This is a genomic window from Microcoleus sp. BROC3 (genome assembly GCF_036702515.1).
Taxonomy (GTDB): Bacteria; Cyanobacteriota; Cyanobacteriia; order Cyanobacteriales; family Microcoleaceae; genus Microcoleus.
Map to the genome: position 1 here is coordinate 1 of NZ_JAUBTQ010000104.1, position 9,814 is coordinate 9,814.

The 9,814-nt window shown below is 45.3% G+C and carries 13 protein-coding genes; 8 read left to right on the plus strand and 5 right to left on the minus strand.

Annotation, left to right across the window (positions count from 1 at the left end):
• The first annotated feature begins 178 nt into the window (after positions 1-178).
• The 4 genes from QUB30_RS32085 to QUB30_RS32100 all read left to right on the plus strand — a co-directional run bounded on the left by QUB30_RS32085 (position 179) and on the right by QUB30_RS32100 (position 2,796).
• Entirely contained in the window at positions 179-943 is a 765-nt protein-coding gene (locus QUB30_RS32085) for a sulfotransferase domain-containing protein (RefSeq protein WP_333342137.1), read from the plus strand.
• Positions 944-1,062: 119 nt separating this feature from the next.
• The gene (locus QUB30_RS32090; RefSeq protein ID WP_333342139.1) at positions 1,063-1,239 is read left to right on the plus strand and encodes a hypothetical protein; all 177 of its coding nucleotides are present in this window, start codon (positions 1,063-1,065) and stop codon (positions 1,237-1,239) included.
• A 371-nt stretch (positions 1,240-1,610) separates the two neighbouring features.
• Positions 1,611-2,462, plus strand: a complete 852-nt coding sequence (gene aroF / locus QUB30_RS32095; protein WP_333342141.1) for a 3-deoxy-7-phosphoheptulonate synthase — start codon at positions 1,611-1,613, stop codon at positions 2,460-2,462.
• A 133-nt stretch (positions 2,463-2,595) separates the two neighbouring features.
• The gene (locus tag QUB30_RS32100; RefSeq protein WP_333342143.1) at positions 2,596-2,796 is read left to right on the plus strand and encodes a heavy-metal-associated domain-containing protein; all 201 of its coding nucleotides are present in this window, start codon (positions 2,596-2,598) and stop codon (positions 2,794-2,796) included.
• A 2-nt stretch (positions 2,797-2,798) separates the two neighbouring features.
• Here the strand turns inward: QUB30_RS32100 and QUB30_RS32105 are convergent, their stop codons facing one another.
• Positions 2,799-3,206: a metalloregulator ArsR/SmtB family transcription factor gene (locus tag QUB30_RS32105; protein ID WP_333342162.1), complete on the minus strand. Its 408-nt coding sequence runs from the start codon at positions 3,204-3,206 to the stop codon at positions 2,799-2,801.
• A gap of 146 nt (positions 3,207-3,352) precedes the next feature.
• On the opposite strand from QUB30_RS32105, the gene QUB30_RS32110 reads away from it, so the two are divergent.
• Both QUB30_RS32110 and QUB30_RS32115 read left to right on the plus strand, forming a co-directional pair.
• Positions 3,353-3,520, plus strand: a complete 168-nt coding sequence (locus QUB30_RS32110; RefSeq protein ID WP_333342145.1) for a metallothionein — start codon at positions 3,353-3,355, stop codon at positions 3,518-3,520.
• Positions 3,521-3,809: 289 nt separating this feature from the next.
• Positions 3,810-4,070 carry a DUF7219 family protein gene (locus tag QUB30_RS32115; RefSeq protein WP_333342147.1) on the plus strand — a complete coding sequence of 87 codons (261 nt, stop codon included), beginning with the start codon at positions 3,810-3,812 and terminating at the stop codon, positions 4,068-4,070.
• A 109-nt stretch (positions 4,071-4,179) separates the two neighbouring features.
• On the opposite strand, the gene QUB30_RS32120 is transcribed toward QUB30_RS32115, so the two are convergent.
• A complete protein-coding gene (locus QUB30_RS32120) occupies positions 4,180-5,229 on the minus strand; it encodes a metal ABC transporter solute-binding protein, Zn/Mn family (protein ID WP_333342149.1) in 1,050 nt (349 codons plus the stop codon).
• A gap of 90 nt (positions 5,230-5,319) precedes the next feature.
• Here QUB30_RS32120 and QUB30_RS32125 point away from each other — a divergent pair, with 90 nt between their 5' ends.
• Positions 5,320-6,039 carry a metal ABC transporter ATP-binding protein gene (locus QUB30_RS32125; protein ID WP_333342151.1) on the plus strand — a complete coding sequence of 240 codons (720 nt, stop codon included), beginning with the start codon at positions 5,320-5,322 and terminating at the stop codon, positions 6,037-6,039.
• A 96-nt stretch (positions 6,040-6,135) separates the two neighbouring features.
• On the plus strand, positions 6,136-6,972 hold the full coding sequence (locus QUB30_RS32130) for a metal ABC transporter permease (protein ID WP_333342153.1): 837 nt from the start codon (positions 6,136-6,138) through the stop codon (positions 6,970-6,972).
• 45 nt (positions 6,973-7,017) lie between these two features.
• On the opposite strand, the gene QUB30_RS32135 is transcribed toward QUB30_RS32130, so the two are convergent.
• The 3 genes from QUB30_RS32135 to QUB30_RS32145 all read right to left on the minus strand — a co-directional run bounded on the left by QUB30_RS32135 (position 7,018) and on the right by QUB30_RS32145 (position 9,536).
• The gene (locus QUB30_RS32135) at positions 7,018-7,170 is read right to left on the minus strand and encodes a hypothetical protein (RefSeq protein WP_333342155.1); all 153 of its coding nucleotides are present in this window, start codon (positions 7,168-7,170) and stop codon (positions 7,018-7,020) included.
• A 97-nt stretch (positions 7,171-7,267) separates the two neighbouring features.
• A complete protein-coding gene (locus QUB30_RS32140; protein WP_333342157.1) occupies positions 7,268-8,323 on the minus strand; it encodes a WD40 repeat domain-containing protein in 1,056 nt (351 codons plus the stop codon).
• 241 nt (positions 8,324-8,564) lie between these two features.
• Positions 8,565-9,536 carry a GTP-binding protein gene (locus QUB30_RS32145; protein ID WP_333342159.1) on the minus strand — a complete coding sequence of 324 codons (972 nt, stop codon included), beginning with the start codon at positions 9,534-9,536 and terminating at the stop codon, positions 8,565-8,567.
• Positions 9,537-9,814: the final 278 nt, after the last annotated feature.

Genomic DNA, 9,814 nt, shown 5'->3' on the forward strand with positions numbered 1-9,814 from the left:
CTTTTTCCAAGTCGTTAAATAATCACATCGGTGCGATTTGGTATTTTATCCATCATTACAATTTGTCATTACTTGTTGAGGACTACCCGATTTTGGCTATTTAATCTCGACTCTAAGCTATATCGAGCGACAGCTCGACGCTTAAATGGACACCGATATTCAGATATTATCACAAACCATGAAACAAACTCCAAGCCCCCCTGATTTCATCATCATCGGCGTCCAAAAAGGCGGCACAACATCCTTGTACAATTACCTGATCCAACATCCCAAAATCGCCGCCGCTACCCAAAAAGAAATCCATTATTTCGACCTCAACTTCGACCAAAGCGCCGACTGGTATTATTCCCAATTTCCCCAGCCAGAAAGCGGCGAATACCAGCTAACAGGAGAAGCCAGCCCCTACTATATTTTTCACCCTCGCGTCCCCCAGCGAATCCACGATTTATGTCCCAAAGTTAAAATAATCGCCTTGCTGAGAAACCCTGTAGAACGCGCAATTTCCCACTATCATTACTATATAAAAATCGGATACGAATCGCTGTCCCTAGAAAGTGCGATCGCCAGCGAACCCGAAAGACTCAAAGGTGAAATTGAAAAACTCCTAGCCAGCCCAACCTATGAAAGTTACAACCACCGCCACTACACCTATCTCAGCCGTGGCATTTACGCCGATCAACTCCCAGCCTGGATGAAACTATTTCCCAAGGAACAAATCTTAATCCTGAAAAGCGAAGACTTGTACACCAATCCCTGCGGCACATTCAACAGGGTTTTAGAATTTTTAGACTTGCCGCCCCACCAACTAGAAACCTACGAAAAGTACAACTCGAATCAATATCCCCCAGTCAGCGAGACCGTATACGAGCAATTAAGAGTATATTATCGATCGCACAACCAAAGACTAGCCGAATTGTGCGATCGAGATTTCGGCTGGGACTAACATCATAGTACGGAAACCGCAATACCCATTGGTTTTAACTTAAGGTAAAACCGATAGTCCGGCAGGGGTTGAAACCCCTGCCTCAAAGCGAAAGTCCTCGCTATGAGGACTGAGGACTAATGAGTTCTTCAGTCCTCTTTGAGAGGACTTTCGCTATAAGCCCCGTGGAATTCATTCCCTGCCGGACTCGCGGACTGGCAGATAGTCGGCTTAAGTCTCCGGCCCCGGAAGAAACGGCAATGCCGTTTCCCTACATTTTGCAAACAATGCTTGACATCCAAGTCTCCCTGTGCTAGCTTGTCGAATAGTATTGTGTTTAATCCACAAATCGCAGCATTTCACCTATGTTCACAGCCAACAACTATTTTTATTTTTGGTACAGCCAAGTTCGCCCGGAGTGAATTTATAATTCACTGTGAACATCCGGGCGAACCGCAGATTAACACCTGCGGTTTTGTTTTTTCTAGTTCTTTTCCCAACAACCAATCCAGTACAAGCGAAAACACCGATGACATTATTCAGTAACTGGTATTACGGCTTTTATTTTTGGCCCCACAGGAGTTCTGGGTAAATTGTCGCGCTGTCTTTTCGCACCAACCCGGAACTCTTAAAAGTTCCGGGTTTTTTGTTGTCAACCACCCACTTAAATTTCCCGGAGAATTCCCTCATGTTAGAAGCCAAACTCGTAACCAAATCTCATCCCGAACACCAAACAATTGTTCAACTCTCAGAAACAGTCTCTATCGGCGGCACAGAATTGTTAATCATCGGCGGCCCCTGTACCGTGGAAAATTCAGAACAAATGGAAACAGTCGCCAGCAAACTCTCCGCAGCATCGGTGCAAGCTTTGCGGGGGGGAGTCTACAAACCCCGCACTTCTCCCTATGCTTTCCAAGGGATGGGAATTGAGGGACTCGAAATTTTAGCCGATGTCAGCCGGCGTTACGGTTTACCCGTGGTGACAGAGGTAATGTCGATCGCCCAAATCGAGCCAGTTGTTACCTATGCTGATATGCTGCAAATAGGAAGTCGGAATATGCAAAACTTCGAGTTACTAAAGGCGATCGGTCAAGCCGGAAAACCCGTCCTGCTAAAACGCGGTTTGTCAGCCACAATCGAAGAATTTGTGATGGCCGCCGAATACATTCTCAGTCACGGAAATCCTGATGTAGTTCTGTGCGAAAGAGGCATCCGCAGCTTCGATAATTACACGCGAAACGTGTTAGATTTGGGTGCAGTCGCAGCACTGAAACAGTTAACTCACTTGCCAGTAATTGTAGACCCTTCTCACGCAGTCGGCAAGCGAGAATTAGTCGCACCACTAGCCAAAGCAGCGGTTGCTTGCGGTGCTGACGGATTAATTGTTGAGTGTCACCCGCAACCGGAAAAATCGGTTTCTGACGCGCGGCAAGCTCTTTCTTTAGCGGATATGGTAGATTTAGTTGTTAGTTTGCGACCTGTAGCCGCGGCCGTTGGGCGGTGCATACCAGATACTAAGTCATTAGTCATCAGTCATTAGTCATTAGTCTGCACCTGAGGAGTTACTTTTTGTAGCGTCAGAATTTATTCTGGCGGACTTTTGCTTGGAAAGCGAAATTAGATTAAAATAAAAGCACAATCAATACTGTCATCTACAATATTTGGCTTTTATTATGGCACTGCTACTTAAAGTTCCGTCGATCGTCTGTTCTGGCTGCGGTGATACAATTACCAAAGCTATCCAAACTGTTGAATCCGATGCTTCTGTCAAGGTGGATATAACGGCTAAGACTGTTACTGTGGAAGCCAAAGCTTCTGATGAGTCTATTAAACAAGCTGTTGTGGCTACGGGCCACACCATCGAAGGAGAATAATATTAGGATTCGTCTAAGTGTTCGGCGACTGCTTGGTAAAGTTCAAAAACGTGGCGATCGAGTAAACTATAAAAAACTTGTCTCCCAACCTTGCGGTAACTTACCAACCGCATCGCCCGCAATGCGCGCAACTGGTGCGATACTGCTGACTCGCTCATACTCAACGCTGCAGCCAAGTCGCACACGCACAGTTCTTGTTTTGCCAAAACCGACAGCAGCCGCAGGCGGTTCGCATCTCCCAAAAGACTGAAAAACTCAGCCATCCGCTGCGCTTTTGCGGTGTTGAGAACTTGTGTTTGGATGTCGCCGGCCCGCACATTGTCAACTAGGTGCGGTCTATCGCACGTTGGTGTATCGTTTTGTTCGTGAGACTGACTTATCGCTCCGTTAACAGCAGAGTTGGGTGACATCTTTTCAAGGCTTGTTTTAATTCTCATTTTCATTTTAGTGCGATCGGCAAACGTTTTGTAACAAAACTTTTACATTCCCTTGACAGACATCTGAATATGTGTTCAGATATTATTACAGACAAACAAACCCACCAGGAGAATGTAAAATGACTACTGCAACCCAAACAAAATGTGCGTGTCCTTCTTGCGTGTGTGTTGTCAGCCCCAATTCCGCCATAGAAAAAGACGGCAAACAATACTGTTCGAGTGCTTGCGCTGAGGGCCACCCCAACGGCAGCGGCTGCGGCCACACCGGCTGCGAGTGCCACAAATAAATATTCGGCTTCAGAAAAGGTTAATCAACAACTGCAAAATATATCTAAAGGGAGATGCGAACAGCGCATTTCCCTTTTTTTTGGCTTTTAGGTTAAAGAAAAGTTAAAATAAAGCTAATTTAAGGTTAAGACTGCATTAATAGACTCAGTAGAGAGCGAAAAAGCACAATTGCTACTTACGCAATACAATAGAAGCCAGTTAGGGTCGCGATACTGAGTACAAATAGTGCTATTAACAGCAGAGACCGAACCACAAGTTGAATACCAAAAGTTAAATTAGGAGGGGGCAATGAAAGAGCGGGAAGATTTTTTACATCCTCGCAATCGCTACTACGGTGATTTCACGCCAGAAAACTTGGCGTTTAATGCCAACTTGCAGGAATTTGCTCAGAAAATAACTTATATTTGCTCGCTGGAAACTGGAGGAAAAATTAGCTCTGAGAAAGCCTATAAAGATATTAAGGCGCTTTGGAAAGACTTAAAATCGTCTAAGAAGCAATTGGGAATTGGGCAAAAACCCCCCAGCACCGATGGGGAAAATTCACCCTAAAGCCATCGAAGCAAACGCAGCGTTGGCCATCGAAAACCCCTGCGATTGCGAGCGCTGCCCTTTGCTGCGTACCCAGTAAATGTAAGGTGCTTGCTGCACCCTACGAAGTCTATGGTTTGGGAGTTGGTGTTGCTTCTCCTGCAAAGGCAGTACAATTACCGCCGAGGCCAGAAGCAATCGCGCAAGTATTAGTTTTCAGCATCCCCTGATATGTATCAGCACCCGTGCCGGGGCCGCCCAACTCGTCGCTGTAAAGTTCCTTGTCCGAAATTTTGACATTTGCCTCCCTCGCCACAGTCTCCATCAACTTATGATTAGTTGTGGTTTCGACAAAAATTGTCGGCACTCCTGCTGTCTTAATTTCTGAGGATAATTCGGCAATTCTTGCTGCGGTGGGCTGTTCCTCTGTCGTCACACCCTGCAAAGCGACCGCATTCTCCAAACCGTAAGCATCGGCATAGTAAGTCAGAGCATCGTGAGTTGTTACTAACTTGCGTTTTTGAGCTGGAATGGTCGCAATTTGAGCTTTTATCCAAGTATCTATTTTTTGCAGCTCATCTGTTAAGCTTGCTGCATTTTTAGTATAAAGTTGAGCATTGGTGGGAGAAACTTCGATCAATTCGTCGCGAATTGTTTCTACCATACGGATACCATTTTGAGGGTTATGCCAAACGTGAGGGTCAGGGACTTTTTCGCCTTCTGCGTGGGGTTTGTTTTCCGCTTTCTCTTCACCGTGTTCGTGCTCGTGTTCGCCCATCAGCGGTTTGGGAACTGCGAGTTCGTGTACGGCGATTTTGGGTGCGGAATTACTGCTGGATTCAATTAACTTAATGATGCTGGGTTCGTGGTTGTAGCCGCCGTATAAAATCAGATTTGCTGTTTCAATCGCTTTGCGGTCTTCCGGCTTGGTTTGATAGGCGTGGGGGTCTTCTCCGGGCTCGATCAGACAGATGGTGTCGATCGAACTTTGAGCAATTTCTTTAGTTATGTCGCAGATAACGCCAGTCGTGGCGACGACTTTGGGCAAGTTGGCGGCGGGACTCTCTGGTGTCCGATTGGTTGCATTCTGTCCTCCACTGCACCCAGCCAGTCCGCAGCCGACCGCCAAAACAGCCGCACCGCACAATCTGCGGGTTTTTCCAGCCAACTTCTTTAACATTTTTACCTTTGGAACGATAATCGTTATTGCTTTTTCGAGTTATCCTATTCTAGTAGGTACGAACAAGAATCGTTCTCAAAATCTCGAATTATGCTAGAAGTGCAAGACTTGGCTGTCAATTATCGCGGAATTTCGGCCCTCAACAGCGTGAATTTCCAGTTAGATCCCGGGCAATTAACCGGTGTGTTCGGCCCCAACGGCGCGGGGAAAAGCACGATGGTGAAAGCGATGCTGGGATTGATCCCGGCCTGTCGGGGTTTGGTGAAATATCAGGGGCGGCTGCTGAAGAAACAGTTGTCGCGGGTGGCTTACGTGCCGCAGCGATCGCAAATTGACTGGGATTATCCGATTACGGTGTGGAATGCGGTGATGATGGCGCGAACTGTCCAGACTGGTTGGTTTAGATCGCCCTCGAAGCAGTCGCAAGAATTGGTCAAAGCTGCTTTGCTGCGGGTGGGAATGTGGGATTTGCGCGATCGGCAAATTGGCGAATTGTCTGGCGGACAGCAGCAGCGGATTTTTTTAGCAAGGTCGATCGCCCAACAAGCCGATTTATTCTTCTTCGACGAACCTTTTAACGCGATCGACAAAGCAACAGAAGAGATTATTTTCGATATTTTTGCCGAACTCAAAGCTGAAAATAAAACCTTGCTAGTAATCAGCCACGATTTAGGCGAAACTTTAAAACAGTACGACAATTTATTATTGCTAAACAAGCAGTTAATTGCCACGGGTTCCTGCCGGGAAGTTCTCACCGCAGCCAATATTCAAAAAGCCTATGGATACGATTTAAGTTTAGTTGCTGCCTAAGCAAAAAAAGATTTATCTTTAAAGTTGATTGTGGCACGGGCGTCCCGCCTGTGCAGTTTATTGTATTTAAAAAAATCCTATTATTGATGTAATTCAATGTTAAACCTACTAATTGAGCCACTACAATTCGAGTTTATGCGAAATGCGATCGCCGTCGGCATTTTGCTAGGAATTCTCTGTGCTGTTGTCGGTTCCTACTTAATTGTACAGCAAATGGGAATGATGGTTGACATGATTGCCCATTCGGTATTAGCAGGATTGCCAGTAGCTTTTTCTTTAGGTTTCAATATTTCGATCGGCGCGTTTATATCGGGAATTATCAGCGCGGTAATTATGGCATGGATTCAATCGCAATCGCGCCTCAAAATTGATGCCGTTATGGCATTAATTTTATCTACTTTCTTAGCAATTAGCGTCACCTTGATTAGCCTGTTGCGGACAACCAAATTAGACCTAGACGGTTTTCTGTTCGGGAATATCTTGTCAGTTGCACCTGCTGACGTGCAGCAGACTTTTGTCATAACTTTGATAATTTTGGTAGCGGTTAAACTCCTTTACAAAGAATTGCTATTCTATACTTTTGACCCGCTGGGGGCGCAAGCGTGCGGTTTGCCTGTAAACTGGATTTATTTCGGGATGATTTCGGCGATTACGCTGACGATTGTTGCGAGTTTGCAAACTGTGGGGGCGCTGTTAGTAATTTCTCTGTTAATCGGGCCGGGAATAACGGCGTATTTGTTAGTAAAAGAGCTACATTTAATGATGGGATTGGGATCACTTATTGGGATTACAGCTAGCGTGACTGGTATGTATTGCAGCTATTATTTGAATATGCCCTCTGGTGCGGCAATTGTATTAGTTATTTTTGGGTTATTTTTAGTAGCTTTGCTGTTCAGTCCCAGTCAAGGAATTTTGACAAGAAAGAGAGGATAACAGTCCTGGACGCACTCTATCTGTTGTGCGATTGCGAGGTAGAGTTTACCTTCGTTCCACATTTGGTAGAACGGGTGTTTCAGCAGGTGGTTTTGGTCGAGAATACTGTGGAGTTGTTCGAGAAATTGCTGTTGGGTGATAATTGTCGATCGCCTTTGAGGATAGTGCAGCCACTAAAATGTTATTGTAATCTAGCATTTTGTCAAGACCCAGTTTTTAATTTTTATGTTTTGGTCAAACTGGTGCGCCCGTTATGCGAACTTAGCACCGCCCGAACCCTTTGCGGCCCATAGATTTATGACCAAACCAGCAATTCGCCTCCACAGCCGCCAGCGGCGAGAAACTGACCTTCGGGATGCCATGCGAGACAGGAAAAACCACCCTCTGCACCTTCTAGTATTTGCAGCAATCGTTCTGCTTCCTCCCACAAACAAACTTGACCGTCTGCGGCTGCGGAAGCTAATAAAAATGTGTTAGGTTGAAACGCGATCGCATTTACCACTTTTTCATGCAGTTCTAACCCCCAAGAATCCCAACCGACACTTTCATCCGCGTGTTTTTCCCACACTGAAATTCCTTCCGAACTCGCAGCAGCTAACAAAGGCGCGCCCAAGGAATTAGTTTTATCCGACCAAGCTAACTCCCGAACTTTCCCCGGAAAACCCTGCATTACCCAGGGTTCAAAATTGCCCCATTCATTAACAATTAGAGTATTGTCCATATTGCCGCAAGCTAAATATTCCCCTTGTGGCGACCAAGAAACTGCACCTGTTGCGGAGGGTACTGATAAAATTTCCGGGTCTTCATCCCAGTCTTCGCCATGCCAAACTTTGACACCTTGATAGCCGCTAACTGCCAGATATTGAACCATCGGATGCCATGCTAAATCGAGTATAGATGATGACTCGAAATTCAGCGTTACTTCCACAACATTATCCTCAACATTCCATACTTGAACGTAGCGACCCATACTGAAAGCTAACTGGTTGCAGTTGGGACTCCAAGCTAACTTATCAACCCAAACGCGCTGGTTATCAAAATCAGCAATTAATTCCCCAGAATTAACGCGCCAAATTCGCACTTTTCCATCTTGTCCGCCAGCAGCTAGGAATTGGCTGTCGCGGGAAAAAGACAAGCAATCGGCTGATTTAGCCGTGGCAGTTTGTAGCGTTTGCAATGACAATTCATTAACTGCCCCTACTGCCGCCAGCATCACTTCGCCTGCAGCAGAACAGACTGCTAAAGTTGTACCATCCGGCGACCAAGTAACAGCAGTTACGTAGTCAGACAGCATTGCTTTGGCGTGAAATTCCAGGGTTAGTTCACTTTTATTTGTCTTTTTGTTAGCCATAGTTATTGAATCTGAGATGTTGCAATCTTCTTAAGAACGGGCAAGATGCCCGTTCCACAAGAAATGAATTTTATTCCTGTGGAACAGGCAAGATGCCTGTTCCCTTCCACAAGAAATGAATTTTATTCCTGTGGAACAGGCATCTTGCCTGTTCCCTTCCACAAGAAATGAATTTTATTCTTGTGGAACAGGCATCTTGCCTGTTCCTAAAAGGCTTATTAAAAATGCTTCAATATGTCAGTTAAACCAGACATTTCCGAAAATCATCTCGCAATTGATTCTCGTTTAAGTTGCGGCCGATGAATACGAGTTCATTTTTAGGAGTTTCGGTGGCTTTCCAAGGTCTATCCGGTCGGCCATCAAACACCATGTGTACTCCTTGGAAAACAAATCGCTTGTTGTCTGCGGCAACATTCAAAATGCCTTTTGTCCGAAAGATATTCGGGCCTTGAGTTCGCAACAATTCCTCCATCCAATCGCTGAATTTGTTGCGGTCAATGGCACCGGATTCTACTATTGCTACTGAGGTAACAGTTTCGTCGTGTTCGTGAATGTGTTCGCCCAAAAAGTCGGGTTCGATTTCTAATGCCCGATTCAAATCAAATGCTTTGACACCCAATAAAGCATCCATTCCTAATTCAGCGTTGCGGGTACGGTAAATTTTAGCCATTGCATTCATGGCGCGAATTCGCTTTTCTAATTCTGCCAATTCTTCCTCTGTCACTAAATCAGTTTTGTTGAGCAAAACTACATCAGCGAAGGCAATTTGTTCTTGAGCTTCGTCTGCGTCCCAGTGCTGCCAGATGTGCTTGGCATCGACTACCGTGACAACTGCGTCTAGCAGCAATTTGTCCCGCATATCTTCGTCTACAAAAAATGTTTGAATTACGGGTGCGGGGTCGGCTAAACCTGTGGTTTCGATGACTATGTGATCGAATTTGTCTCGCCGCTTCATTAAGTTACCGATAATCCGAATTAAATCGCCTCTGACTGTACAGCAAATGCAGCCGTTATTCATCTCGAAAATTTCTTCATCGGCATCAATTATCAGTTGGTTGTCGATGCCTACTTCGCCAAATTCGTTGACGATGACTGCAACTTTTTTGCCGTGTTCCTGTGTTAAAATGCGGTTCAGTAGCGTAGTTTTGCCTGCGCCGAGATAACCCGTGAGAACGGTAACAGGAACTGATTCGATCGCCCCAGCAGTCACCATACTTGACCTCGATTATTGTACAATGATAACCATTATCGCTATTGTACACCAGACCTGCTGGCAGTGGTCACAATATTAAATAATTTTAATAAATTGTTCGTGAGAGCTTGGAGGAGCGAGTTTTACCAATAATATTTGCAGCAATTCAAAATATCGATCAACCCGCCCATCTTAGATGACAATTAGTTGTTGGTAGTCCTAAACAAGTAATGACAAATTGTAATGATGGATAAAATACCAAATCGCACCGATGTGATTATTTAACGACTTGGAAAAAT

Coding starts and splice junctions, on each gene's coding strand:
- QUB30_RS32135 (WP_333342155.1), bottom strand. CDS start 7,170: ATGCTAGATTACAATAACATTTTAGTGGCTGCACTATCCTCAAAGGCG.
- QUB30_RS32110 (WP_333342145.1), top strand. CDS start 3,353: ATGACTACTGCAACCCAAACAAAATGTGCGTGTCCTTCTTGCGTGTGT.
- QUB30_RS32105 (WP_333342162.1), bottom strand. CDS start 3,206: ATGTCACCCAACTCTGCTGTTAACGGAGCGATAAGTCAGTCTCACGAA.
- QUB30_RS32145 (WP_333342159.1), bottom strand. CDS start 9,536: ATGGTGACTGCTGGGGCGATCGAATCAGTTCCTGTTACCGTTCTCACG.
- QUB30_RS32125 (WP_333342151.1), top strand. CDS start 5,320: ATGCTAGAAGTGCAAGACTTGGCTGTCAATTATCGCGGAATTTCGGCC.
- QUB30_RS32085 (WP_333342137.1), top strand. CDS start 179: ATGAAACAAACTCCAAGCCCCCCTGATTTCATCATCATCGGCGTCCAA.
- QUB30_RS32115 (WP_333342147.1), top strand. CDS start 3,810: ATGAAAGAGCGGGAAGATTTTTTACATCCTCGCAATCGCTACTACGGT.
- QUB30_RS32140 (WP_333342157.1), bottom strand. CDS start 8,323: ATGGCTAACAAAAAGACAAATAAAAGTGAACTAACCCTGGAATTTCAC.
- QUB30_RS32090 (WP_333342139.1), top strand. CDS start 1,063: ATGAGTTCTTCAGTCCTCTTTGAGAGGACTTTCGCTATAAGCCCCGTG.
- QUB30_RS32130 (WP_333342153.1), top strand. CDS start 6,136: ATGTTAAACCTACTAATTGAGCCACTACAATTCGAGTTTATGCGAAAT.
- QUB30_RS32120 (WP_333342149.1), bottom strand. CDS start 5,229: ATGTTAAAGAAGTTGGCTGGAAAAACCCGCAGATTGTGCGGTGCGGCT.
- QUB30_RS32100 (WP_333342143.1), top strand. CDS start 2,596: ATGGCACTGCTACTTAAAGTTCCGTCGATCGTCTGTTCTGGCTGCGGT.
- aroF (WP_333342141.1), top strand. CDS start 1,611: ATGTTAGAAGCCAAACTCGTAACCAAATCTCATCCCGAACACCAAACA.